Origin of the sequence: Rhizobium sophoriradicis (assembly GCF_003939025.1) — a bacterium.
Classification (GTDB): Bacteria; Pseudomonadota; Alphaproteobacteria; order Rhizobiales; family Rhizobiaceae; genus Rhizobium; species Rhizobium sophoriradicis.
In genome coordinates this window covers 61,554-86,072 of the sequence record NZ_RQIH01000018.1, presented here as the reverse complement: position 1 = coordinate 86,072, position 24,519 = coordinate 61,554, and the positions used below count along the sequence as shown (strand labels likewise).

At 59.2% G+C, this 24,519-nt stretch carries 22 protein-coding genes and 10 pseudogenes; 16 read left to right on the top strand and 16 right to left on the bottom strand.

Translation table 11 applies throughout. The annotated features are described in order from the left end of the window. Positions 1–3 precede the first annotated feature (3 nt). Positions 4–825 carry a universal stress protein gene (locus tag EFR00_RS26810; protein ID WP_008534144.1) on the bottom strand — a complete coding sequence of 274 codons (822 nt, stop codon included), beginning with the start codon at positions 823–825 and terminating at the stop codon, positions 4–6. Positions 826–954: 129 nt separating this feature from the next. Between EFR00_RS26810 and EFR00_RS26805 the strand changes: the two are divergent. Further along, positions 955–1,410: pseudogene (locus EFR00_RS26805) on the top strand (pyridoxamine 5'-phosphate oxidase family protein). 151 nt (positions 1,411–1,561) lie between these two features. Here the strand turns inward: EFR00_RS26805 and EFR00_RS33675 are convergent. Beyond that, positions 1,562–1,702, bottom strand: a pseudogene (locus tag EFR00_RS33675) (alcohol dehydrogenase); the annotation flags it as partial. Between the two features lie 16 nt (positions 1,703–1,718). On the opposite strand from EFR00_RS33675, the pseudogene EFR00_RS26795 reads away from it, so the two are divergent. From EFR00_RS26795 to EFR00_RS26785, 3 genes and pseudogenes are all read left to right on the top strand, one after another. Continuing rightward, a pseudogene (locus EFR00_RS26795) lies at positions 1,719–1,961 on the top strand (alcohol dehydrogenase); the annotation flags it as partial. A gap of 108 nt (positions 1,962–2,069) precedes the next feature. Next, on the top strand, positions 2,070–3,425 hold the full coding sequence (locus EFR00_RS26790) for a trypsin-like peptidase domain-containing protein (RefSeq protein WP_016737390.1): 1,356 nt from the start codon (positions 2,070–2,072) through the stop codon (positions 3,423–3,425). Between the two features lie 123 nt (positions 3,426–3,548). Further along, complete coding sequence (locus tag EFR00_RS26785; RefSeq protein WP_012489422.1) at positions 3,549–4,196, top strand: BON domain-containing protein; 648 nt, start codon at positions 3,549–3,551, stop codon at positions 4,194–4,196. Here EFR00_RS26785 and EFR00_RS26780 read toward each other — a convergent pair. Continuing rightward, complete coding sequence (locus tag EFR00_RS26780; protein ID WP_016737392.1) at positions 4,162–5,040, bottom strand: response regulator; 879 nt, start codon at positions 5,038–5,040, stop codon at positions 4,162–4,164. The two genes, EFR00_RS26785 and EFR00_RS26780, sit on opposite strands and share 35 nt — an antisense overlap. A gap of 774 nt (positions 5,041–5,814) precedes the next feature. Between EFR00_RS26780 and EFR00_RS33180 the strand changes: the two genes are divergently transcribed. Continuing rightward, positions 5,815–5,952, top strand: coding sequence for a hypothetical protein (locus tag EFR00_RS33180; protein ID WP_257784652.1), 138 nt, complete (start codon positions 5,815–5,817; stop codon positions 5,950–5,952). Positions 5,953–6,172: 220 nt separating this feature from the next. Here EFR00_RS33180 and EFR00_RS26770 read toward each other — a convergent pair whose 3' ends face one another. Further along, positions 6,173–7,225 (bottom strand): type III polyketide synthase, encoded by a 1,053-nt coding sequence (locus EFR00_RS26770; RefSeq protein ID WP_008534153.1) that lies wholly within the window; start codon positions 7,223–7,225, stop codon positions 6,173–6,175. A gap of 270 nt (positions 7,226–7,495) precedes the next feature. Here EFR00_RS26770 and EFR00_RS26765 point away from each other — a divergent pair, with 270 nt between their 5' ends. The 4 genes from EFR00_RS26765 (at position 7,496) to EFR00_RS26750 (ending at position 8,942) form a co-directional block, all read left to right on the top strand. Further along, on the top strand, positions 7,496–7,705 hold the full coding sequence (locus EFR00_RS26765; RefSeq protein WP_008534154.1) for a CBS domain-containing protein: 210 nt from the start codon (positions 7,496–7,498) through the stop codon (positions 7,703–7,705). A 154-nt stretch (positions 7,706–7,859) separates the two neighbouring features. Beyond that, positions 7,860–8,117: a BON domain-containing protein gene (locus EFR00_RS26760; RefSeq protein WP_008534156.1), complete on the top strand. Its 258-nt coding sequence runs from the start codon at positions 7,860–7,862 to the stop codon at positions 8,115–8,117. Positions 8,118–8,156: 39 nt separating this feature from the next. Beyond that, positions 8,157–8,300 carry a hypothetical protein gene (locus EFR00_RS33175; RefSeq protein WP_016737394.1) on the top strand — a complete coding sequence of 48 codons (144 nt, stop codon included), beginning with the start codon at positions 8,157–8,159 and terminating at the stop codon, positions 8,298–8,300. 321 nt (positions 8,301–8,621) lie between these two features. Further along, the gene (locus EFR00_RS26750; protein ID WP_008534157.1) at positions 8,622–8,942 is read left to right on the top strand and encodes a hypothetical protein; all 321 of its coding nucleotides are present in this window, start codon (positions 8,622–8,624) and stop codon (positions 8,940–8,942) included. Here EFR00_RS26750 and EFR00_RS26745 read toward each other — a convergent pair. The 6 genes and pseudogenes from EFR00_RS26745 to EFR00_RS34305 form a co-directional block, all read right to left on the bottom strand. Then, positions 8,893–9,293: pseudogene (locus EFR00_RS26745) on the bottom strand (transposase); the annotation flags it as partial. The gene EFR00_RS26750 and the pseudogene EFR00_RS26745 overlap by 50 nt on opposite strands. 178 nt (positions 9,294–9,471) lie before the next feature. Further along, positions 9,472–9,796: pseudogene (locus EFR00_RS26735) on the bottom strand (xanthine dehydrogenase family protein molybdopterin-binding subunit); the annotation flags it as partial. After that, complete coding sequence (locus EFR00_RS26730; protein WP_004674371.1) at positions 9,793–10,554, bottom strand: N-acyl homoserine lactonase family protein; 762 nt, start codon at positions 10,552–10,554, stop codon at positions 9,793–9,795. The gene EFR00_RS26730 and the pseudogene EFR00_RS26735, both read right to left, overlap by 4 nt. A gap of 1 nt (position 10,555) precedes the next feature. Then, positions 10,556–10,795, bottom strand: a complete 240-nt coding sequence (locus EFR00_RS34080; protein WP_237358375.1) for a 2Fe-2S iron-sulfur cluster-binding protein — start codon at positions 10,793–10,795, stop codon at positions 10,556–10,558. Positions 10,796–11,438: 643 nt separating this feature from the next. Further along, positions 11,439–11,657 (bottom strand): annotated as a pseudogene (locus EFR00_RS33660) (FAD binding domain-containing protein); the annotation flags it as partial. A gap of 200 nt (positions 11,658–11,857) precedes the next feature. Further along, positions 11,858–12,016 (bottom strand): annotated as a pseudogene (locus EFR00_RS34305) (transposase domain-containing protein); the annotation flags it as partial. A gap of 209 nt (positions 12,017–12,225) precedes the next feature. On the opposite strand from EFR00_RS34305, the gene EFR00_RS26710 reads away from it, so the two are divergent. From EFR00_RS26710 to EFR00_RS26690, 4 genes and pseudogenes are all read left to right on the top strand, one after another. After that, complete coding sequence (locus EFR00_RS26710; protein WP_004674376.1) at positions 12,226–12,693, top strand: avidin/streptavidin family protein; 468 nt, start codon at positions 12,226–12,228, stop codon at positions 12,691–12,693. Between the two features lie 217 nt (positions 12,694–12,910). Continuing rightward, positions 12,911–13,138 (top strand): annotated as a pseudogene (gene tnpB / locus EFR00_RS34300) (IS66 family insertion sequence element accessory protein TnpB); the annotation flags it as partial. 326 nt (positions 13,139–13,464) lie between these two features. Then, on the top strand, positions 13,465–13,752 hold the full coding sequence (locus EFR00_RS26695) for a hypothetical protein (protein ID WP_008534161.1): 288 nt from the start codon (positions 13,465–13,467) through the stop codon (positions 13,750–13,752). A 47-nt stretch (positions 13,753–13,799) separates the two neighbouring features. Then, a pseudogene (locus EFR00_RS26690) lies at positions 13,800–14,467 on the top strand (transposase domain-containing protein); the annotation flags it as partial. Between the two features lie 77 nt (positions 14,468–14,544). Here the strand turns inward: EFR00_RS26690 and EFR00_RS26685 are convergent. From EFR00_RS26685 to EFR00_RS26670, 5 genes are all read right to left on the bottom strand, one after another. Next, on the bottom strand, positions 14,545–14,937 hold the full coding sequence (locus EFR00_RS26685; protein WP_004674379.1) for a hypothetical protein: 393 nt from the start codon (positions 14,935–14,937) through the stop codon (positions 14,545–14,547). 26 nt (positions 14,938–14,963) lie between these two features. Continuing rightward, on the bottom strand, positions 14,964–16,913 hold the full coding sequence (locus EFR00_RS26680; protein ID WP_016737399.1) for a multicopper oxidase family protein: 1,950 nt from the start codon (positions 16,911–16,913) through the stop codon (positions 14,964–14,966). Between the two features lie 480 nt (positions 16,914–17,393). Beyond that, the gene (locus EFR00_RS33950) at positions 17,394–17,516 is read right to left on the bottom strand and encodes a hypothetical protein (RefSeq protein WP_009982859.1); all 123 of its coding nucleotides are present in this window, start codon (positions 17,514–17,516) and stop codon (positions 17,394–17,396) included. A gap of 22 nt (positions 17,517–17,538) precedes the next feature. After that, positions 17,539–18,264: a RibD family protein gene (locus EFR00_RS26675; RefSeq protein WP_225884158.1), complete on the bottom strand. Its 726-nt coding sequence runs from the start codon at positions 18,262–18,264 to the stop codon at positions 17,539–17,541. A gap of 7 nt (positions 18,265–18,271) precedes the next feature. Next, entirely contained in the window at positions 18,272–19,123 is an 852-nt protein-coding gene (locus tag EFR00_RS26670) for an SDR family NAD(P)-dependent oxidoreductase (protein ID WP_008534165.1), read from the bottom strand. A gap of 467 nt (positions 19,124–19,590) precedes the next feature. Here EFR00_RS26670 and EFR00_RS34295 point away from each other — a divergent pair, with 467 nt between their 5' ends. The 3 genes from EFR00_RS34295 (at position 19,591) to EFR00_RS26650 (ending at position 23,518) form a co-directional block, all read left to right on the top strand. Then, complete coding sequence (locus tag EFR00_RS34295) at positions 19,591–21,327, top strand: SDR family NAD(P)-dependent oxidoreductase (RefSeq protein ID WP_225884156.1); 1,737 nt, start codon at positions 19,591–19,593, stop codon at positions 21,325–21,327. A gap of 131 nt (positions 21,328–21,458) precedes the next feature. Next, on the top strand, positions 21,459–22,364 hold the full coding sequence (locus EFR00_RS26655) for a LysR family transcriptional regulator (RefSeq protein WP_004674388.1): 906 nt from the start codon (positions 21,459–21,461) through the stop codon (positions 22,362–22,364). Positions 22,365–22,651: 287 nt separating this feature from the next. Continuing rightward, positions 22,652–23,518: an ISAs1 family transposase gene (locus EFR00_RS26650; protein ID WP_237353186.1), complete on the top strand. Its 867-nt coding sequence runs from the start codon at positions 22,652–22,654 to the stop codon at positions 23,516–23,518. 409 nt (positions 23,519–23,927) lie between these two features. Here the strand turns inward: EFR00_RS26650 and EFR00_RS33640 are convergent. Beyond that, positions 23,928–24,108 (bottom strand): annotated as a pseudogene (locus EFR00_RS33640) (hypothetical protein); the annotation flags it as partial. Between the last annotated feature and the right edge of the window lie 411 nt (positions 24,109–24,519).

Below are 24,519 nucleotides of genomic sequence, written 5' to 3'. Positions count from 1 at the left end.
CCTCTAATGGGCGAGAAGCACTAGTAGCTCGGCCTTGACGAGAAGTTCTCGAGTGACGCCGCCGAGGATGAACTCACGAAGCCGCGAATGGCCAAATCCGCCCGCGACCAGAAGGTCCGCCTTTCGTTCCAGCGCGGCCGATTGGATGGCGCCTGTCGCGGTCTCGCCGCCTGCCTGGATCGATACGTCATCCACGTCGAGTCCCGAATGCTTCAACGAAGAGATCAGGAGGGCGCGGTTCGCCTCGTCGATCTCCTTGTCGTCGGTGATCGAGATGACCTGCACCTTGATCGCGCGTTCGATGAAGACCCGTGCGCTGGAAAGGGCGCGCGCTGCGGTGGCGCTGCCGTCCCAGGCGACGGCGATCGTGTCCACACGAGAGTAGACGCTGGTGGCTGGAAATAGCACGAGCGGACGGCCGCTTCCGAATAGCAGCGTTTCGGAGAGTTGCCGGGAGAGCTCCGAGGCTTCGACGATGGAAAGGTCGTAGCACTTGGCAATTTCAGAAAAGCGTTCATAGACGAACGGTTCCCTGACCTCGAATCCGTGGATTCGCACCTCGAAGCCAGTTTCCGAAATAGCGTCGGCGATGTGTCCCCGCAGCGAAGTCCCGCTGTCCCGGCTATACCGTTCTGCTTGTCCCCGCCATGTCTCGACATCGATAACGGTGGGAAAGGGCGGATGGACCTGGGGGATCCGGACTTGTGGGATACTGGCGACGAGATGGGCGTCATTCTGCCTAGCGAGGCCGATAGCATTGTCGATTATGGCGAAGGAACTCGCGTCGGGATAGGTCGACAACGGGAGATGGAACTGCGGCTTCATGCTTGCCTCCTGAGGTTTAACTTCCGTCATGATGCATGCCGCTGAGAGAGTTCGCATTGCGCTTGGTCAAGGCCGCGGCGCAATGAAGCTCCTATAATCGCGCCTTCATCGAAGCTGGAGGACACGGCCATGACGATCAATCTGACGGAGATCAACCCCGGTGAGTGCTACCGCATCCTGGAGAACGAGCGTTTCGGTCATCTGGCATGCTGCAAGGATGGGCAGCTCTACGTGGCGGCGATCTATTTCGCCTTTTCCAACGGCGTCGCCTATAGCTTCACCATGCCCGGCAAGAAGCTCGACTGGATGCGGGGAACGACAAGGTCTGCCTACACATCGAGCAGCGTTCGAGCGCCGGCGGGTGGACGAGCATCGTCGTCGAAGGCAGGTTCGAGGAATTTCCTGACAGCGAGGCGCGACAAAGCGAACGGCTCCACGCGTGGTCTTCTCCAAAAGTATTCGGACTGGTGGGAAATCGGCTCTATAAAGCCCCAGGAGTTCCCCATGCCCGATGGCTCTCCTCATGTCTTCTACGGCATTGCCGTCACGGCCGTGTCGGGACGCAGTGCAGTCAGAACGGAATGACCGTCGATGCTCGAGCCGAACCCGCATCCCACAATCGGAGCACCACATGCCATATCTACGCGGCCTATATCCAAGCGCCACATCTAATTTCACCTCGCACCCGCGTTTCGCGCGGGCGCTCTGATTCAAGACGAGATCTTTGCCGGTCGGCAACCGTTCCGCCCTTCCGCACCACGTCGAGCGCCATTGGCACGAGCTCGCCGGCCGGCGCGAAGATGATGGCGGCGTCGAGCGGCACCGGCGGCCTTTCACCGGAAAACCCGGTCCAGACGGCGCCAAGATCAAGCGTGAACTTCCGTCCGGCCTCGTTGGTCTGCGGCGGCATCGACATGTCAGACATTCCGAGCATGCCCTATCGTCTGCTCTGGGGCGAGCGGCGGGTCGTCTCGGTGGCGAACCTGACGCGGAGCGACGGGGCGGAATTCTTCTCGATCGGGAAGGCGGCAGGGGTCAGATGCTTCACCAGCGTCTACCCCCTCGAGCATGCGAACGAGGCTCTCGACGATCTGCGCGCAGGCCGTGTCTCTGGAGCCGCCGTGATCGTTCCGTAGCCGATGTTCCCCTTGACAAGGATCAATGCGCTTTGCTTGCGCTACACAAAAGCTTCTTCGTCAAGACGTCCGCCGACAACCGGCGGCGCTTCCGCAAGGAGATCAGAGATGTCGCGTTCGTTGCTCGCCTTGGCGGCGCTCTTCATCGCAGGTGAGAGCCTATTGTCGGCTCCAGCCGTTGCAGACAGCCTGTCGCTCGCGCCGATGCTCCAGCGTGTCGTGCCGAGCGTCGTCAGCATCTCGGTGCAGGGCAGGGAACTCGACGACGCGGATGCAACGCTTGCTGATCCCTTCTACAGAAAGTTCTTCGGACTACCTGACGACGCTGCGCCGGCAGAGCACAGCTTCCAATCGGCCGGATCGGGTGTCGTCATCGACGAGGTCCACGGCTACATCGTCACCAACCAGCATGTCATAGCAAGCGCCTCAAAAATCGAGGTGGCGCTCTCCGACGGCCGACGCTTCCAAGCGAAACTTGTCGGCGCCGATCCCGAGACGGATGTCGCTGTCGTTCAAATTCCACCTGATCATCTTGTTCAAGCCGAGTTTGGAAGCGCGTCCTCGCTTCACGTCGGCGACGTCGTCGTGGCGATCGGGAATCCCTTCGGCCTGGGCCAGACCGCGACGATGGGCATCGTAAGCGCGCTTGGGCGCCGTGCCGTGGGATCGGAGGGGTACGAAGGATTCATTCAGACGGACGCGTCGACCAATCCCGGCAATTCGGGCGGCGCGCTTGTAAGCGAGGACGGCGTCGTGGTCGGGATCAATAGCGCGATCATCGGCCCCGCCGGAGGAAGCATCGGCATCGGTTTTGCGGTCCCAGCCGAGACTGTCGGCATCGTGATGCGGCAGCTCATCCTGACCGGCAAGTTGGTACGCGGCGAGGTGGGAATTTTAACGCAGGACCTGACGCCCGGTCTCGCAAAGGCGTTCGGCGTCGATGAAGGGGCGGGCGCGCTGGTCAGCGAAGTCCTTCCGGGTTCACCGGCGGCAAATGCAGGAATTCAGCCGGGCGACGTCATTCGGATGGTCGACGGAAGGACGGTGCGCGGCGCGTCCGACGTTCGAAGGCTTGTGGGATCGCTACCGTTGCAGTCCAAGCCGTCCTTCCAGATCGACCGCGCGAGCCGAAGGATAGAAGCATTTCCCGTGGTGTCCGACGCACCGGTTGCCGAACCGGCTGCTTCGCGTACCATTCATATCGCCCGCGGCCCTCTCGCCGACGCCGAGATGGCGAACTCTCCCGATGGTCCCGGCGCCCGCGTCGTCGTCGTCGCCGAGGGTTCGGTCGCGGCACAGGCCGGCCTGCAGCCGGACGACGTTATCGTCGCTCTCGACCAGCAGCCGGTGACGGACGTCGGGCAACTCCTCTCAATACTCGTGAAGGAGCATGCCCGTGCTCTCATCACCGTCGTGAGGAACGGCCACCGCCTCTTCGTGGCCGCTGACGTGCAGACCCAGTAGCAGCCCGCAGACCGTGTTCTGTCCGCTGAAATTCCAAGGTCGCTCTCGTGCTTGATGAAGATCAACGACGAAAATCTGCGGCGCTGTCACGATCGGCACGTCGCAAACCTGAAGGAGGTTGTCATGAACGACATTCAACTCAGACAGAACATTCTCGACGAAATGGAATTCGAGCCCAGCATCGACGCGGCTGATATCGGCGTCGCGGTCGATAGCGGGATCGTCACACTGACTGGTCACGTGCGCACCTACGCGGAGAAAGAAGCCGCAGAGCGCGTGGTTAGTCGCGTCAAGGGCGTGCGCGGAATAGCTGCCGATATCGAGGTCCGGATTTTCGGGCCGAAGGAAACAGACGACGACGACATCGCCCGGCGAGCTGTCAAAATGCTCGACTGGAACGTTTCCGTGCCAAAGGATTCGGTGCAGGTGCGGGTCCTCAAAGGGTGGATCACCTTGCGGGGAGAGGTCGAGTGGCAATATCAAAAGAACGCGGCCTACGACGCCGTGCGGGATCTCGCCGGCGTAGTAGGGGTGTCCAACCTAGTGGAGCTGAAGCCGCATATTACGGCGGTGGATGTCAAGAAACGCATCGAGGATGCTTTCCAGCGCGACGCCGCTCTTGAGGCCGATGCAATCAGAATCGACGTCCAAGGCAGAAAGGTAATCCTCTCCGGCAAGGTGAAGACCTGGTCGGAACGGCAGGCGGCGGAGCGCGCTGCATGGTCCGCTCCAGGGATCAGCACTCTCGACGACCGACTGACGGTCGGGTGATCGAATATCGGGATTGGCTAGACATTACTGCTCTGCCCACACTCAGCAGCAAGGGCGCCGCTGAGCGCCCTTCGCATAGAGCCCAATTTCCTTGATCGACTTGCGCGCAGATCTCGTCTTCGGAACGAAATTCCGCACCACCCGTTGCAGAGCCTCCGTCGCGAGCACAAGGCGACCATTGATGTTCTTGGAGAGCGACCTTGGGTGGCGACGTAGGCTGGGATCTTCCGCGAAGAAAGATATGAGTCCCCGCAACGGCAGCGCGATTGAGGTTTGGGTTTGATTTTTCTAAATTGAAATCCTGCTGTCGAGCAGAATCGCTATTAGGCCTCGTGGCGAGCAGCAGCCTGAGACGTGTCGACATCTCCGATGCAGTGTACGGCTTCTTCAGCCAGCCGGCGCCCGCTTCGATCTCCTTGTCCGCGGCATGGGGTTCAGAAAAGCCCGACGTCAGGAGAATTTTCACCCTCGGCCAGCGCTCCCGGACATTCCGGGCCAGTTCGTCGTCGTTCATTCCCGGCATGGCCACATCACTGAACAGGAGCGCTACGTCATGCCCCGCCTCCAGCTCCTTCACCGCGTCGATCCCGTTCGTAGCTTCGATCACGAAGTAGGCAAGCGTCTGCAGGCGGCTGACCGTCACTCGGCGAACTCTCGCGTCGTCCTCGACCACCAGGATAGTTTCCGTGCCCCGAGGCGGGGCTTCCTCAGCCCGCTGCTCGTTCGGATGAGAATCCTTTCCGGCGTCGGCGCGTGGAAGAAAGAGGCGCACCGTCGTCCCTTCGCCAAGTTCGCTGTAGAGCTGCAGGTGCCCTGCGGATTGCTTTGCGAAACCGTAGACCATGCTCAGCCCAAGCCCCGTTCCCGAGCCCGTCGGTTTCGCGGTGAAGAACGGTCGAAAGCCCTCTCCATCACATCGGACGTCATTCCGGTGCCGGTGTCGGTCACGGAAATGAGGACGTAGCTGCCGGGGCGGATCGCCGGGTACATCAGGACATAGTCGGAGTCGATCTTGCAACAGAGCCCTTGCAGGCGGGCACCTCAAAGCAGACAGGAGCTGCGATGGAGGACAAGGCTTCGCAGGTTCTATCGAGCACGAAATACAGCACTGCTACCAAGCAGTTGGCAGGATCCGTGCTCTCACAATCCAACAAAAAGCGCTGATGAACGAACAAGAACTTTCGAACCAGTTTCTGTTGTTTTTCCCGGGCTTCTCGTCAACCAGTCTTATTCCGTTTCCTGCCACCTTAACTCATCATCTTCCGGAAAAGCGGCAGTTGGTTGCGAACATCCAGTGCCTCGGTCGGTGGACTCCGCTGAAGCGCCTATTTGAAGTCACTCTGCCCCAGATACGCTTCAATGCAGCTAGGAATGGGAAGCGATGAGCAAAGTGCGTAGGAGATCAAAGTTTCCCACTCCTTGTGGCCTGCCGAGGTCGGCGATCGATGACAGGCGTAATCGAGAGACACTGGCCCCCGAGACATCAATCCCGCTTGGGGGAGACGTATCTGACAACGTTGGTTGTAAATCCGCTTTTGTTTGCCGATGCACATTCAGTGCCATGGCTGGATCGCATGGTTCAGATACACGCAGATAGACATCGCGACCGATCGCGCGCGTGCCCGGCCTCGCCGAAAAGGTGCCAGATGTGACGGCAGCCTTGCATGCAAAGCTCGACGAGCACCGGGCGTTCGTGCGGGAGCGTGGAGAAGACTTGCCGGAAATCCAGAATTGGCGCTGGGCACGCTCCTCCTAGTGCGACAGAGGACCGGATTGGGTAGCGACTACCACCAGCCATACTGCCGCAGCTACGCCGGCACGCAAGAGAAAGGATTCGAGTGCGAGGTGGCAACCTCGCCTTCGACTTGGGGTGTCCCACGGCAATCGCAGCCTTTGCAGCGTCAGCTACGTGTTTCGAGTCCTGTTCGTTCTGCAAACGATGCGATCTTAAAACGTCCTGGAGAATGATCGCCGGGTCATGCTGCAGCCGTCAACGAGAGGCAGCTAAGGGTGAAGCCCGGTCCCATCGCCGTCAGGACAGTTCTCCTGGGTAGTCCTTGCGCAAGAAGCTTCTCGAGTACGAACAGCGCGGTTGGCGAGGACATGTTCCCATAGTCCGAGAGAACCTCACGTTCCTGGTCGAGGGTTCCCTGGCTTAGTTTAAGCGCCGATTCCAAGGCGGTGATAACCTTTGATCCACCGGGGTGGCACGCAAACCGGTCAACGTCGGCAGGAGCAAGATCTGATCGGGCGAGTATGGACGTTACGCCCTTCAGCACATGAGTTTCGGCGAACGGTGGTATCGCACGATCGAAGATCACGCCCAGACCCTCCGGATCGACGCTCCATCCCATGATGTCTAGCGTGTCGGGCCACGTATGCTGGCCTGCAAGTTCGACCTCGGCCAGACCGGTCTCACTAGCACGCACCACGCAGGCGGCGGCCCCGTCGCCGAAGAGGGCGGTCGCCACGATGTTCGCCTTCGTAAGCTTGTCCATGCGAAATGCCAACGTGCAGGTCTCGACGGCGACCACCAGCACGACTGAGCCTGGCCGGGATGCCGCCAGCCGTGACCCGATTGAAAGCCCAGAGACTCCGCCGGCACAGCCGAGGCCAAACACGGGAACCCGTTCGACATCGTCCCGGAAGCCCAGTTCTCGGCTTACCCTCGCTTCCAGACTAGGTGTCGCAATACCAGTCGAGGAGACGGTTACGATCGTGTCGACATCGCCTGCTGCAATGCCCGCCGACACGAGAGCCTTGCTGGCGGCGGCGACGAACATTGCACCAGCGCCCTCGATATGAGCGAGGTTTCGTTCGGGCCATCCCGACGTCTCGAGATACCACTCGATCGGCCGGACGGCATAGCGGCGCCGAATTCCCGAGGTTTCGAACACCCTTGCCAGCTTTTCGAAATCGCCAAATCGCGATGAGAACGCGGTGTGCGAGGCTCGCGCCGCGTCACGCTGGTCGATGACATGTGGCGGAACGGCGGTGCCGACGGATACCAGCTTGACGGGTTGCTGCATAAGACTCCTTGCGACGGCGCGGGAAGAATTTGGTACGCCGCGCGAGGACGAGACCGAACCGTAACGCCTCGATCCTCAATAAGTTGCAATGCGGGCGAGCCTGACGCCGCACTTCGTCGGAAGGCTTCAGAGACGACGACGCGTGAAGGATGCCTCCCGCGGCTTCGTGTCTGCCTTGATCCACGTCAATGCGCTCAACAAGTTGGCTCCGTAATTGTCCGATCGAAAAGGAGACAGCGCGATGCTTGCTAGAGACATCATGACGACCCCGTGACGACGCTCGACGAGGGACACAACGTCAGGGAAGCCGTCGAGATCGTCAACGCCAGCAAGATCGGCGCGGTGCCCGTCATCGATGGCGAAGGGCGGCTCACCGGCATCGTCACCGGGGAGACCTGCTGCGCCGGGTGGCGTCATCCTGGGCGAGACGGGCGGTACCGCATACGCGCGACCGCGAAGATGCACTGGCGGACTATGTGAAGGCCCGAAGCTGGCGCGTCAAGGACGTGATGTCGACGCCCGTCGTCAGCGCCGCCCCGAGCGCAACCGCGAGCCAGCTCGCAGAACTCCTGCAGGCCCACGACATCAAACACCGAACGGCAGACTCGCCGGCATAATCAGCCGTCACGACTTGATGCGAGCGCTTCTCGATGTTCGACGGCAGTGTACTGCTTCCGGCGACGAGGCCCTAGGGACGGCCGTTCGTGGCCGCCTGGAAACCGAGTTCGAAATAAGGTTCCCCATCGTCAATGCGACCGTCTCCGACGGGGCAGTGACCCTGAGGGGAGAGGTCGAGACGGAGCTGGAATGCTCGGCGGCCAGGGTGGCGGCGGAAAGCATCCGCGGCGTCGGCGGCGTGGTAAACAACATCACCCTGGATACCGCATGGTGAGCTCTCTCAAACTATGAAATCGTCCCTGGAGTTTCCGTCATGTTTGTCAGGGTCATCGCAGACGCCGTCGTGTCGAGGCTTCTCCTCGTCATCCTGATCCTCATGGTGGGGACGGTCGTGAGCGTCCTACTGGTGAGGCCATCCGACGACTCCCGAACCGGGCGCGTCGAGCGCTCTCTCTGACCCGTGAGTGCGCGATGAACATCTGGCCCTCCAGGATTTAATTGTCCGGCCGCGTCCCGCAAATGGCGCGACGGATTCGATGCTCTCCGAACTATTCGGCTTCATCTGGCTGATGGGAAGGCGTCATCAGGCGTTGGTCGCAGGGCTGTCCCTGGCTCTTTTCGTTATCGGCGCGGCGCCTCTCGAACTCCAGCGCCGGATCGTCAATGAGGCGACCGAGCAAGCGTCATACCGGTCTCTTCTCTTTCTCGTCTCCCTCTATCTCGCGGTCGCAGTGTTGAAGGGCGCGATAAATTCACCTCCAACCTCTAAAGAAGCTGGGTGGGCGAAAAAAGCACGCTTTGGCTCGGGGCGCGCGTTCTGCATCGGGCCGAGACGCCGCCATCGGAATCCACGCTCGAGGGGGTTGAGCTGTCGATCGTCTTTGCGGAAGCGGAACCGGTGGGCAGTTTCGTTGGGACCAGCATCTCCGAGCCGCTACTCCAGATCGGCATCCTTGTCACCGTGGGCGGTTATCTGATCTATCTCCAGCCGCTGATGAGGATGGCCGTCGCAGCCACCTTCGCCCCGCAGATTGCGTTCGTCCCGATGTTAGGCTGCTCACCTGGCTTTTGGAGATGCCGCTCATACCCATGGCCTTGACCAAGTCGTCGACAGAACGAGTCGAGATTCCCTGGATATGCGCTTCCTGGATAACGGCCGTCAGAGCTTTCTCTGCCATGCGGCGCGGTTCAAGGAAGCTCGGAAAGTAGCTGCCTTTGCGCAGCTTCGGAATGCGAAGCTCGACGGTGCCAGCCCGCGTCTCCCGATGTCACGGTAGCCATTGCGTTGTGCGAGCCGCATCGAGTTCTTCACACCGAAGTCTGCACCCGTAGCCGAGCCTACTTCCAGCTCCATCAGCCGATCGGCAGCAAGACCGATCATCTCACGCAACAAATCTGCATCGGCACTCTTCTCAACAAGGGAGCGCACGTTCATCATGTCATTGGTCATCGGTGATCTTTCCGTCAGGTTGGTCTTGAACAACCCGACCCTAGCGGAAAAACACTGATGGCCGCCCGCAAAGCCGGTCACCCGCTACAGCGCAACGAGAAGCGCGCGGGCGCTCGGCTTTACTCCCTACCGTCACCTACGCCACGTACTGGGACACGATCCGATAGAACGGCCACCTTTTCCCGCGTGCAAGTGGCCATATGGGGGTGGCGTAATAACCAGGCATACGCGAGGTCGGTATGGCAGGTTTGATCTCTCCTTCCAGGTCGCTCGCGTTATAGATCGCGACGACGCCGGGCACCGAGAACGCATCGCCGACATCGATGTTCAGGATTCGGGCATGTGGCTGGTCGGAGCGTCGCAATGCGATATGCAACATACCGCGGCGCCATGTCATCGACATACTGACCAACACCCGTCAGCAGACGTGGATCTTCGGTGCGCTTGTCCCGCTTGCCGACAAGTTTGGGCCGCAGCTCGACGGAATGGTCCTGCTGGCTCATTCGTAGAACTCCACACCCTTTCGCAACTCTTGCCATTGCGCGTCGTCGTGGCCGAAAATGATAGAAGCTCCCCGCTCCCGAAGAGCTTTCAGGCGAGCGAGTGCCTCTGCGGCGAGTTCGATGTTCCAAGTATTTCTCGGAGCGATACCGGTGTCGACGCTCGCCTGGAGCGGGGCAGCATCTGAAGCGAGTATAAATGAACCATCTTTTTCCAGCTCGACACGGGCGACGGTCATTCCGGGGGTATGACCCGGCATGGGCAGCAAGACGATGCGCCCGTCGCCAAAGACGTCATGCTCGGCATTGAAGGTCTGGAAACCCTGGGGCTGGTCCCATTCTCCTCGAAGATAGCCTTGATTTTCTGCACCGCTTGCCGTGGCGGCCTGCGCCTCCGCTTCGTGGCAGAGGATCGTTGCGCGCCGAAAGTACGCGTTGCAGCCGCAATGATCGGGATGCAGATGTGAACAGATCACAACATCTATGTCCTCGGGATCGAGAGCAAGAGTCTTCAACTGATGAACGACCGTCCGCTCTGGCGAAAAGATCGGGGTCATAACCTTGCTTAACCCACCCCATCGCGCGCCTGGATCGATGGCGGCCTCTGGATTGCATCCGCTATCGAACAGCGCGTTGCCTTGGGGATGGCGCATCAGGGTGGCGTGAACCGGCAATTCAATCGCTTCTTCCTTCAGCGCCCCAGGGACGTAGATGGACCGGCGCATACGAAGGCGGCCGGCCTCGAGAAAATGCATCTTCATCTTAAGGTCCTCTCTTGCTAGCCAGTTCGCGGACGGCGTTGACGATGTTTTCATAGCCCGTACAACGACAGATGTTTCCTGAGAGCGCTTCCCTGATCTTATCATCGGTTTCCAGCGGATGGTGGCGAAGAAGGTCGATGATCGCCAACGATGAAACTGGGCCTACAAATTCGCATTGCAGGCCATGATGCTGGCGGAACGCTTCTTGGATTCGTCCGAGTATCGACGCTTCCCTGGCCATGGTTTCGATTTCGCTCCCGTCTGCCTGCACTGCAAGCATCAGACAGGAGCGTGCGCTCCTTCCATCGAGAATGACGGTGCAGGCACCGCAAACGCCATGTTCGCACCCGACATGGGTTCCGGTCAGGCAAAGGATCCTGGCGCAGGAAGTGGCTCAGCAGCGTTCGTGCTTCGATCGTGCGCGTCATATACGCTTCGTTGACGCTGACGGTGATCGTCTTCTCACTCATCTTGCTTGAAGCCTTTCGTGGTTCGCGCGGCTCCAGGCGGCGCGAAGGGCCCGTTTGGCAAGGACGCCTGAGAGATGCCTGCGGTAATCTGCAGAGGCATGGATATCCGTGTTGGGCGTGAGGATTCCAGCCAGGCGATCCGCCACCGTATCGAGAGCCGGCTCGGAAACATCCGTCCTCGATGATCTCTTCAAGCCGCAGCGGGGTTTCACCAACGCCCATCATGCCAACGCGAACGTCAGACGCCCTGCCATCTACACAATGCAGCGTCGTCGCAAAGCAAGCGAGTGCGAAGTCCCCGTGGCGTTTTGCAAACTCCTCAAATCCCCATCCGGCATCCGGTCTCATCGCGTCGAGCTCGACGCGAATTACAAACTCGTCCGGTTCCAACGAGTTGACCAGCGATCCGACAAAAAAATCGGCTGCAGGTATTTCGCGTCTGCCGCGCTGAGAGGAGGCGATGACCGTCCCACCGAGGAACCGTGTCATCATCGGCATCTCGGTCGCTGGATCCGCATGCGCGACGCTGCCGCCGAAGGTGCCGCGGTTGCGCACGGTCATATGGGTGACGTGATGCATCGCCTCATGCACGATCGGCAAGTGTTGGCGGATGATCGGGTCTGTCGCGGTCATGTGATGGCGTACCGTCGGCGCCGATTCTCACCCGATCTCCGTGCAGTTCGATCCGATCTCCATGAACCGACGTTACTACGCGCGGCGCCCAAAATCCCGCGGCCCTGCTCGGATGGATACGATCTCTCTGAGCAGTTCGAGGTTCTCGCCGGTCATGGTGGCCACGTCTTCGATCGTGCAGATATGCATCGAACGAGCCATCAGGCGGCCTTTTGCGCAGTGGAGACCGTCGGAAGCATATTCCACGGCAACAGGTCTTCAAGCCTATCTACCGGTTAATCTTTGATCTGGGTTAGGACGTCCGTGAGGTAGCTCTCGGGGTTGCGGCCATGCAGTTTGTCCGTTCCAATGATGGTCAAATATTAGCGTTGCGCTATCCCGTTCGTAATTTGCATCGTGTAAGTCTTCACTCCTGATGCTCGTTCTCGGGCCGCGCCACGCAACGCGCGGCCCGTCTTTCGGTTTTCTCAACCCGGGAAATTGCTACTCGGATTGATTGATTATTACGAGTTTATATGCAACCTTCGGTACGATCGCCGACGGTCGGCGCACATCAGGAGGAAAAACCATGATCCGTACTAATGCAGTTGCAGCACTTGTGTTTGCTGTAGCAACCTCAGCTCTTGCTTTCGATGCAAGCAACTTCAAGGATTTTTCAAGCATCGCATCGGCTTCCAGCAGTTGGCAGAACCAGTCCGGCTCGACGATGATCATTCAAGTCGACTCGTTCGGAAATGTCTCCGGCCAATATGTAAACAGAGCCCAGGGCACCGGATGCCAGAACTCGCCCTATCCGCTAACAGGAAGGGTAAACGGGACGTTCATCGCATTTTCGGTCGGCTGGAACAATTCGACGGAGAACTGCAATTCCGCAACCGGATGGACCGGCTACGCACAGGTCAACGGCAACAACACTGAGATAGTCACGAGCTGGAACCTCGCTTACGAAGGCGGCTCCGGTCCGGCCATTGAGCAAGGACAAGACACTTTCCAGTACGTGCCGACGACTGAGAACAAAAGCCTCTTGAAGGATTAATCTCCTCTGCCCTGCCGGCGCTGGCCCGTCAGAGATTGTGGAGCAAGAATTCATCGAATATGGCCAAAGGCTTAGACGAAGCTGCTTTCCCTGCCGAATAAAAGCGCCGCGTGCTCGTCCGCGCGGCGCAAATCCTTATTTGATGAGTTCAATGCGGCCAAAACTTTCCGGACAAAAGTAAGCATCCGAGGATGCGCCGCCTTGGGGCAAACGCGGCGATCTGATCAAGGTCGTTTGGCACGATGGCCAGGGGGCCTGCCTGTTCACGAAAAAATTGGAGCGAGGAAGGTTTATCTAGCGTGACGGCCAGGGCGCTTGTCTGTTCACGAAGAAGCTGGAGCGCGGCCGCTTCATCTGGCCGTCAGCCGCTGACGGCACGGTGGTGATCACACCGGCGCAGCTCGGTTATCTGCTCGAAGGTCTACAGAAATATCCCTGCTTGTGAGTCTGACGAATCATCACCGGACAAGATCGAGGTGCTGGATCCGAGCCATCCGTTATTTGGACGCCCCTTTAATGTGATGCGTGAGGTGGGACGTAGAGGCGGCAACTTCGCGCCGTCGTATGAGGTTGAACATCGTGGTGGATCGACCTTGCTGATACCCGTGTCTGCGACACAGGGATATGTCGAAGCCTGAAATACTGACGCGCGAAGGACACCATTCGCCCAATTGTGAGGAGAAGGTTTTGCCAATCACTGTGCAACGCCTCCGCCTTGCAGCGGGCATCTAGGTAAAGGCACAGCGCAACAGATGGACACACGAACCTAGTTTGCTCAGCGCCGTACAACTTGCCGCCAGGCTCGATATTCCCGTCAATTGGATTTACGTTCAAATCAGGCGGAAGCGCCTGCTCATCGACCAGCAATCAACCGGAGCATATTTGTTCCAAAATTCCCCAGCGGTCGTCAACGCGGTTCGCGACCTTCGCAACCGTACCATTCATCAACTCGATCTGAGAATCATTCAGCCTCACCAGGAGGGGCATCAACATGCGTTGTCGCTGGAGGGAATTGACTGGCGCGCACGGCAGGAAACCTGGCGCCCCAGCCGGGTTTGACTCAATTTTTGCATTGAAATTGTTGAGAAATCTGATTCAATGTCGTTATGACATTGCCGCCGCTTACCCTGCCATCGGACCTTGCCAGCGCTCATCCGGCGCTGCTGGCCGAACGTGCTGCGCGGCTGCAAGCTGAGGCGGACGCGGCCAACGCGAAGGCGCGGCTGTCGAGCATTGAGGCGCTCAACGTGCATTTGCAGTTGCTGACCGGCAAGCTGGAGCGCGAGAAGCACGGGCCGCGCCGCGAGCGCACGCAGCGGCTGATCGATCAGTTGGAATTTGCAGCTCGAAGAGCTCGTGGCGTAGGCCGCCGAGGACGAACTGAGCGTCCAAGAGGCCGCGGCCAGAACGCAGTCCGTGCGCGCCTTCGCCCGCAAGCGTCCAGTGCGCAAGGCGTGGCCCAAAGACGTCGAGCGCGCACGCATCGTCATCGAAGCGCCGACGGCATGTGCCTGCTGTGGCGGCTCGCGGCTGTCGAAGCTGGGCGAGGATGTGACGGAAACGCTGGAGGATATCCCGCGCCGATTCAAGGTGATCGAGACGGTGCGCGAGAAATTTACCTGCCGCGATTGCGAGGCGATCAGTCAGGCTCCCGCACCGTTCCATGCGACGCCCGCGCGGCTTCATCGGCCCTCAGTTGCTGGCGACGATCGTGTTCGACAAGTTCGGGCAGCACATCCCGCTGAACCGCCAGAGCACGCGGTTCAAATGTGAGGCATCGGTCCGTCGACCTAGACCCTGGCCGGTGAATGTTGATCCGAATGTCTTCGAGCTGCGGCAAATGCTGGAGCATCACTGTCGCACGGCATACCAGGAGGCAACGTAGCCGGCTGCGGCGACCCCATGCGAATGCGGGACGTCGCGGACGATGCTACCGACAATGGCGTCCCTTTGATCGACGCCATTCGGCCAGTTCGGCACGATGTAGCCGCGATAGCTGTAGATCCAGGTCTCGCCGGCCACATCGCCCTTTCCAGTGAATTGCAGCTCGACAGGGTCTCCCGGACGCACCGTACCGGTCAATTCCAGCGACCACCCGGGCCCACCAATGGTTCCGCCGACCTTGCGCCGAGCCAACTCGGTCAGCACCAGCGTTCCCTGGCCAAATTCCAGTGCATTGAAATCAACCGATAAATCGGGATTGTTGATCAGGCTGCGATAACTCCAAGTGCCAGTGAAGCTCATAGTTCCTCCCAATGGCGATCGACGCCCTAATGATGGCCGGAAACGGTGCCACCCTGGCCGTCCGGCAGGGTGATCCTGATGTTCTGCATCATGCCCTGGTCCTCATGATCGAGGATGTGGCAATGCAGAACGAACTCGCCGATATAGCGCTGGTAGTGCGTCCGCACGGTGATCGTGTAGCGCGCCGACGGATCGGTGCCGGGATTCTTGATCCACAGCGTGTCCTTCCAGACATTTTTCAAGCCTGGATATTGCGGATCGCCGTCGTCATCGGCGCCAAGCGCGCTGACATCGTTGCCGGCCGCATCGACAATTTTGATGATCTGAAACGGATTGACATGGATATGGAATGGGTGGCTGACGAAATCCGAGCGGAGCGTCCATTCGTCGACTCCGCTCAGCGGCAACGTCCGGTCGATGCGGTTGGGATCATAAGGTTTGCCGTCAACCTCGAAGAAGGTGGCACCCGGCTGTTTCACATCGATGTTAAACACCAGTTGCTGCTCGCCGGTGACCTCGCCCGCGTCGATGTCCGGATGGGGAATAAAGCTTGAGAGCGACATCTCGTTCTTGAGGTCATCGATAACCTTGCCGGCGACATTCTGTGACATCGTGCGCTCAGCCGCCGAAATCAGCCAATCCTGAAGATAGGTGCCGATCTCGCCATTGACGGCATGGCCGCCTACTGCAGTGACTATGCCGAGAAGCCGTCGGCTTGGAGCCTCCTGGTTGACGCTGGCCGCTGCCGGTGCGGCGCCATCGATGATGCAGTAGTCACCCGCTCCTGGCAACACCACCAGCGCGTCAACGCGGTAGCCCGGTTGCAGGATCGCTTGCTGCCGCATCTGCACCTGCGCCATTGTCAGCCCGTCCTGGGCCACCACCCCATACGGAATAGTATCCTTGCCGCAATTCTGGTCGATCCATCTGTCGGTGTCCGCTGCCGCAAGCGTGCGGAACGCGGTCGTCCCGGTCTTGCGCCGGATTTCGAAATTGATGGTGTCGCGAACCCCGGCGTGTATCATCCGCCACCGCTCGACCGAGCCAGCCTCCGCTGATGCCAACTGACCAAGCACCTGGCCGTTGACGCTGGTGAAGCGGCCCGAAGCCGGCCAACTGCCAGGTCCGAACTGATCGTAGCTTTCGATGCCGCCCACCTGTCCTGGCTGGCAATCATAAGTGATGTCGCCATTGTTATCGGTGCAAGCATATTGAATCTGCTGTAGCACCAAAACCCGTTCGGCGATATCGGAGCCGCCCGGCTGCTTCAATAGGCGGTCTATATCGCCAGTCTCGGTCGGTGTCGGCATGCGATCGCCACGGATGATCAACGCCCCGGACATGCCACTCGACACCTGCAATGCGGTTGATCCGTGTAGGTGTGGGTGATACCAGAAGGTGCCGGCGGGATGCTCAACGGCGATGTTGTATTCATATTGGAACGAAACGCCGGGACGGATTGAGATCAGCACATTATCGCCATTGCCAGACGGATTTACCCAGAGACCGTGCGAATGCAGGTTGGTACCGTTGAAGCAATGGGGGGTATTGGCACTGCCACCGCCGATGCCGCAGGTGGAATCCTGAGGGAACAGGTTGTGAAGCGTTACCCGCACCGTCTGACCGGGCCGTAGATCGATGGTCGGTCCAACCAATGGCGTGTCGGCACCGGATAAGCCGGTCTGGCGGGCGTCTTGATAGCCGCGCAGTTTAACGTGGTCGTAGCGCGCCGTGGCCGGATTGTAGATCTGTCGGTCGAGATAGGTAGCGTTCATATCGAGCAGAACCTCGCCCGGAAATGTCTCCCGGCTTTGTTCGAAGGTTTTCAGCATCCCCTGGGATTTTGTGATAGGTTGCAGCATATAGGCCAGGGGGTTAGTCACGGCCCTGGCCTCTTGAGCGACTGCGAATAGCGCATGGGTGACCGAAAAAACGCTCGCCATACCGAAGATCGCAATTTTGTCAGACACAGACAAACAACCCTCCCAAACCTCTGCCCGGAGTTTTGTTCTCCCCGGGTCGAACCGCATCCACAAAGTTCTACTGCGTCACCATGCGTTCACCTGCAATTCGACTTTGACTCGCGCGCTTTCTCGGGAGAAGACAGCTGCCGCCGCGCGACGAGAAAGTTTCAAGACTCATGCCACTCTGGCCGGATCGAGCCTCAGAAGGAATCTTGTGCCTATGCTTCAAGGACTTCCACGAGAGCGCGGTAGGAAGTCGGGCGGAACAGCACCATGGCGCGCACCTGACAAACCTGACAGCAGGTGTAGTAGGCCCGACATTTTTGTGGGGAGCATCGTTACGTGCGGCAATACGCGTCTCACCTTGTTTGTTTGTCGAGCTGCACTCGAGCAACGCCTTGACGCTCATATCGCGGTCACCGCCGCGGGCATTAATGTCGGCGTCACATACCGTTCATCACACCGCCTAATCGGAGAGACACCACGGGCAGACTACGCCAGTTCTTCCGGCTCTCTGCGCTGCGCGATGATCTCGAAACAAGGTTGCTTGCTCAGGAGTATCGCGCCCTGCTCCTCGACGATCATTTCGACGACGGCAGGAGGGAGCCCTTCCACAATCTTCTCCTATGGACGTCTCTTATGGACGTCCAACGCGATATCTCAGATGCACGGAGCCGAGGCCAGCGGCTTCGGCGCTGATAAACGTGAGCCTCGCCCTGCCGGCAAGCCCATCCTCGCCGCCCTCGAATATGGCCGGTGTATTCGACTTGCCTCCGATCGCAGGGAAGATGACCAGGCTGACCTCGTCAACAAGACCCGCCTTCAAGAAATGGCCATTGGTTTGCGCCCCGCCTTCCAGCATCAAGCGCTTCACACCGAACTCGGTTCCAAGAAGGTCAAGCGCGTTTTTCAGATCGACGCCATCTTTCTCCGAGACGATATAGGAAACGCCAGCCTGGGTGAGGCCCGCCAGGTAAGCATCATCCACGTCAGATCCTGTCAGGACCACAAGGTGAGCTCCGTCAATGTCGCTCTTGTCCCAGCGTAGCCGACCGTCCTTATCCACGATGACAGCGAACTCGCCGGCGTCCGGGTTGGCGATATGGATCGGTCGCGCGGCTGTGCCGGTTGCTTGATAGGGGCGGTCGACGGCGTCCGCGAACTCTTCTCCCGTCGCTCTTCCCGAAAGCCAGGCGTCGGCACCGATCTTCTCATGCAGGCCGTCATAGATCTTCACGAGCTCATCGACCGAATGGCCGGTTGCCTCGGCCCAATCATTGACGATCAATCGGCCATCCAGCGGCGACATCATGTGACAGATTACATAGGGTCTGGGCATTGGATTACTCTCCTCTACAAACATTCCACCGTCAGTGACCTGCCTTCAACCAGGCTGCGAATTTATCCATCCAGTCGGGGTGCCAGCGTGAAAGCGCCGGCCGGTTCAGGATCATGTCGTCGGCCGCCCAGCGGATCCTTCTGGCATCGATCGCAGACGTAACCGCGTTATCCGGACAGATGATGTAAAAATTCTCGTCGAGCAGACGGACCAGGAAGTATTCCACCAGTTGCTCTGCGGTCCATGCCTCATCGGGTTTCGCAATGCCCTGCGGCTTGAGTGCGATGTTCATGGGTGTCCACGTGTAGCCAGGGACGAGGAGATGAGCCGAAACACGACCTCCCGTCTCCTTCAGAAGCTCGTGCGACAGCTGTTCGGTCAGGACTTTGACAGCTGCCTTCGCCACCGAATATGCGGCGTTACCTGGAGGAGTCGTAATACCTTCCTTGGAGCCGAGGTTGACAACGGCCGACTGGCGACCGGCTTCGATCATGTAGGGCACGAAGACGTGTTGCGCGGCCTGAACACCTCGGAAGTTTACATCGATCTGGCGTCGCCACTTTGCAGGATTGTCCCAAGGGCCGGCTCCTTGCGTTATGCCCGCGTTGTTTACTAGAACGGCCACGTCGCCAAACCGCGAAATCGTTTCGTCCCGCAACCTGGTCAGTGCCGACAAATCTGATACGTCGCCGCTCACGATCAGGATGTCCGTGTCGAGTGTCGAAGTAACATCCTCAAGTGCGTCGGCGTCGAGATCCAGCAGCGCGAGCTTCATGCCGCGGGCCGCGAGAGCCCTCGCGATTGCCAAGCCGATGCCCTTCGCAGCTCCCGTGATGACCGCAACGCGGCCAGGAGCAACGACGCTGTTCATTCTCTCGCTCATTTTTTGTCTTTCCCGTCATTGGACCGTCACCGCTGGAAGGTGTGCCGGACAAGCCGTCGCCGTGGAATTTTTCTCCGAGAAGCGTGCCGGCCGATGGCACCAGCGCAGAGAAGTCCATCAACGCTACTCGGGCGCTTGGGTCGTCGGATCATATCCGCGGGCTGCGAACGACCGTTCGATCGCACTATAAGAATAGGGTAGCGCGACGGCTACTTGAAGTGAGCGGGATCGCACGCACCGATGAGCCGTGTTCACTCAAGGGCCTTCGTGACGTAGGGAATGCCTGGCCAGTTCGACCGCGGACGGGACCAAAAAGGTAACGCACTCCTGGTCCCTGCCAGATCGGTGGATGATTTTCACTCACCGCCCCGATCAATTTTGCTCATGTAACCAATCGGCTCCACGGGCATTTGGTCACCAGCGCCTCGAGACGATCGTGGTGCTGACCAAACCAAAGGAGTGAAATCATGACAGGGAATAAACCACTCGCAATGATCACGGGCGGCTCATCTGGAATAGGCTTCGAGCTTGCCAAACAATTCGCCAAGAATGGATTCGATGTCGCCATTTCAGGCTCAAGCGACAAGGTGAACGAGGCCGCCGATGCGCTACGAAGCCTTGATGCCGAAGCATATCCGTTCAAAGCGGATGCCTCGACGTACGATGGCGTCGAGAGGTTCTGGACCTTTACGCACGGGCTGGGGCGCCCCTTGGAAGCCGCGGCTCTGAACGTCGGTATCGGTATTGGCGGCGCCTTTGTCGATAACGATCTCGAGGATGAGCTTCGCCTGCTTGCGATCAATGTAACCGGGACCGTCCATATGGCCAAACGCGTCGTCCAACATATGGTCAAGAACGGCCGCGGCAGGATTCTCATCACCTCCTCGGTTTCGGCGACCCTGCCCACGCCATACGAAACCGTTTACGGCCCGTCGAAGGCATTTGGTTATATGTTCGCGTCTGCGCGAGGAGTTGCGCTCGACCGGGGTCACGGTGACGGCACTCCTTCCGGGCGCCACCAACAGCGACTTCCACGCGAACGCTGGAATGGGCGGTACGAAGCTCGGTGGCCAACAAAAAAACGACAAGACGCTCGTCGCCCAGCAGGGGTTCGAGGCTCTCATGAACGGCATCGACCATATCGTCGGCGGAGATCAGGAAACCAAGCGCCAGGTGTTGGAAAACCGGACGACCCCCGAGCCCGTCAAAGCCGCGCGGCAAGCCGAATTGACCCAACCGCAGTGAAGGAGCACGTCATGTCACATCTGAAAAACAAGGTCGCCATCGTCACAGGGGCTTCCTCGGGCATTGGAGCGGCGACCGCCAGAGGATTGGCGGAAAAAGGTGCGCGCGTCGTCCTTGCCGGCCGCAATGAGGAACGCCTCAGTCAGATCGTCGAAGACATCACCGGTTCGGGAGGTATTGCCAGCTACAAGGTTGCTGATGCCACGGATTTTGAGAGTACCAAGGCCCTCGTCGCGTTCGCCACAACGACGTACGGCCCGGTCGATATATTGGTCAACAATGCCGGCCTCATGCTCTTTTCCTATTGGAAGGATGCCGCCGTCGGCGATTGGAACAAGATGATCGATACCAATCTGCGTGGCTATCTGCATGCGATCGCCGCGGTGCTGCCGTCGATGTTGGAGCGCCGGTCCGGCCGCATCCTGAATATGAGCTCTATCGCCGGCGTTCATGTCGGCGAGGCGGCAGGGGTTTACGGAGCCACGAAGTTCTTCATACGCGGTATTACCGAAAGCCTCAGGAAGGAGGTGGGCGTGGGTAGCGGGATCCAAGTGTCTATGATCAGCCCTGGCGTGATCGATACCGGCTGGGCCGACAAGGTTCATGACGAGACGGGCAGAAAGATCGCCGGAGAGCTCAACAAGCAGGGTATTCCGCCGTCGTCGATGGCTGAAGCCGTGGTCTATGCACTAGACCAGCCCCCGGAGATCACGATCAACGACATTTCGTCCATCCAACCCGGCAGGACTGGTAGCCCGCGTTTTCGAGAGCTCAGAACTAGAACCTCCGGGACTGTTAGACCGCCTCGCGGAACCAACCGGTGCCGTCTCTCGTGGCTGTGGACACGAAGATCTTCATTGCATGACGATCTAATCCCGGACGTTTTCGTTTTTCAGCGACCGGGCCATCTCCGCCGTCCTTCGCAGGATCCAACATGGATCACTAGGTCAAATTTTTGACTGCTTCCTCGGCCATCACATACCAAATACAGGGCCAGTTAAATAAGGATTGAAGGTGCCGGCCGGCCTGAAGCAAGGTCGGCGCCGGCAAGGGCGATCTTTTTCAGTACAAGTGCGAGTATCCATAACTCATGGTATCAACGCGGGCCGATCTGGCCGACCTTGAAACTTTCGTCGCGATCGCGCGTGCGGGGGGGTTCCGAAAGGCCGCCGCGCTTCGCGGCGTTTCCGGGTCTGCCCTCAGCCACTCGATCAGGGGTTTGGAGGCCCGTCTGGGCGTCCGTCTGTTTCATCGGACAAGCAGGAGCATCAGTCTCACCGCCGCCGGCGAAGTGCTGCTTGCCGAACTGGAGCCCCGTTTCCTCGGCATTCAAGCTGCGATGGATCTCCTAGACAGTTTCAGGAGCGGGCCTACGGGCAGAGTGAGAGTGACCACCCTGCGTGACGCCGCCGAGCTGCTGATCGCTCCTCGACTGCACAGTTTTCGCAAGAGCTACCCAGATGTCGAGGTCGAAGTCAGCGTCGAGGATCGCTTCATCGATATGGTCGCCGAAGGTTTTGACGCGGGCATCCGTTATGGGGGAACGGTTCCCGAGGGGATGATCGCGTCGCGTCTGACATCCGAACTCGAATGGATCGTAGTCGGTTCTCCGGCCTATCTCAACGAACGAGGGCGGCCCGCGCGGCCGGAAGATCTCTTGACGCACGAGTGCATCCGGATCCGAACCGGTACAGATCACCTCTGCAAATGGGAACTTGGCGACGGCGATCGCATGGTTTCTCTCGACGTTCCGGGACTTCTCACGCTCGGAGATTCGGAACTATCTATCCGCATGGCGGAGGAGGGAGGCGGTCTCTTTTATTGCCTGCAGGCCCGGGTCGAGGACAAACTTGCGGCCGGTTCACTCGAAGTCGTGCTGCCGGACTGGACCTCTACCGGGCCGGGTTTTCATGCATACTACGTTTCGCATCGACAGGTGCCGTCCGCTCTCCGGACGTTTCTCGACTACCTTAAGGCGCCGGTTGCGGGCGATTGAAGTGACGACCAGACGAGACAGCTTCACCAGGCAGGAGAATCGCACATGGATGGTAAGGAGTTGTTTTGCTGAGGCAAATCGACTCAAGAACTCTCCGATAATTTGGAGGTTCGGATGAATCGATTTGCCACCTGTTTTAAAAGATCTGCCCGACCCTCGGGGCGCAACACACGTCATCCGCTGATGTCGATCCTGTTCATTGCCATTGCCGCGATCGTTTGCGGCGCCGAAAGCTGCGCCGACATGGCCGATTCGGCGTTTCCAAAAAGAAGTGGCTCAAGACGATCGTGCCGCTGCCCTATGGCATCGCCGGCCATGGCACCTTCTCCACCGTTTTCCGCTGCCTCAATCAGGTTGCCTTCGAAGCCGCTTTACCGAAGCCTTTGCAAAGGGCATGGAAGGCGTGGTGGCGGTCGACGGCAAGGCGGTACGAGGCGCCGCCGCTGCCCCTCGTCAAGGTCTGGGCTGCCGGTTGCGGCCTGGTCATCGGCCAACAGACCGCGCCGGGCCGCAACGAGGTCCAAGGGGCGCTCGATGCGCTTGCGCTTTTGTCGCTGGAAGGTGCCATCGTCACCGCCGATGCCCTGCATTGCCGCGCCGATACCGCTCATGCCATCCTTTCCGCCGGCGGCGACTATGCCCTGGCGTTGAAGGCCAATCAGCCCGGCCTCCTGGCACAGACGATTGCTCGTCTGGACGACGTCGAGCCACTCGGCGTCCAGACCGCCGCCGAGAATGACCATGACCGCTGCGAAAGACGCCGTGCCTGCATCGTCGCCGTCAATGACATCGACTTCCCCGGCCTGCAGGCCATCGGATCCGTCGAGGCCACAAGCCGTCATGCCGATGGCCGTCTGACCAGCCATGTCCGCTACTTCCTGCTCTCCACCATCATGTCGGCTGCCGCCCTGATCGAGGTAACCAGAACTCATTGGCAGATCGAAAACAAACTGCACTGGGTGCTCGACGTCCAGTTCCGCGAGGATGCCGCCAGAAACCGTAAGGATCACGGACCGGCAAACATTGCTCTGTTACGAAAGATTGCCCTCAACCTCATCCGAGCCCATCCAGATAAGGCCTCCATTCGTCGAAAGATCAAGAACGCAGGGTGGGACGATCAGTTCCTCATCTCTATCATCGCTCATATGCGATAGCCCTGCTTCACCAGGGGAATTTGAGTGCCGGCAGAAAGCGGTCGCTCGCAGCCAGAAAAATAATTGGCAGCAAGATCGCCTGGCATCCTTTAACATGCCGAAAGCGGAAAAAAATACGTGACAGCCTCCGATCCCTCTCTGAGCGGAGGCCATCCATGATGGTAGAGAATCCGCAAGTCTTCGGCTGTCTGACACGACCAGCCGGTACGAATGCGGTACTGCCACGGCTCTCCTCCAGGCGCCCGTTTTTGATCTCTCGATATCTAAATTTGTGCAGACGAGCAGGCAAAGCTATAACGGCAGGATCAACGAATACTGGTAGCTCTCAGACAATCTGGATCGATATCAACCGGGAATGCCTGCATATGTAGGGAGGATTCAAGCACGGCGTGAGGGCGATGCAGACGGACGAGGCGGAGACGTCACGGAAACCCGAGAGCACCTGCATCACCTCGCTCGAGGTTTCCAGGCGGCCTTGTAGGAGACCCGCGGCGTAGTGCCCCGAAAACCCCACCGCGCAAATGCTGATTATGAAAGACAGTACGAAAATGATTACTCTGTAGCCGGAAACGGGACAACAGCCTGTCCATTGTGGTCGATCCTTGTCCATAGGCGGCGAAGAAACTTCATCAATCGGGATCCGCCTCCGAGGGAAGCATCGAATCATCAATGACGACACGAAAGCTGCGCGACCGAGGTTGTCTGTCAACAGATTGTCTGATAAAGCTTGCTAAGGTTCAAACTGTCTCACAAACTTGCGGAGGAATAACTCCGTAACAGAACCGGCGCTGCCGCAGCCGGCACAACTTTCACTGCTGAAATCGATTGCCGCGATGTCCCTTGTTTTCAATGGAAAGCGGTGACCGCATCTCGGCTATGTGAAGGCTTCGAACATGTCGTCGTCCTCGCGACGGCGGGACGCGACGCCTTGATGAACAAACGGGCGTCCTTTTTATGGATGGACGGCTCCATGGCGCCGAGATCACCAGCTTCCCCAATAT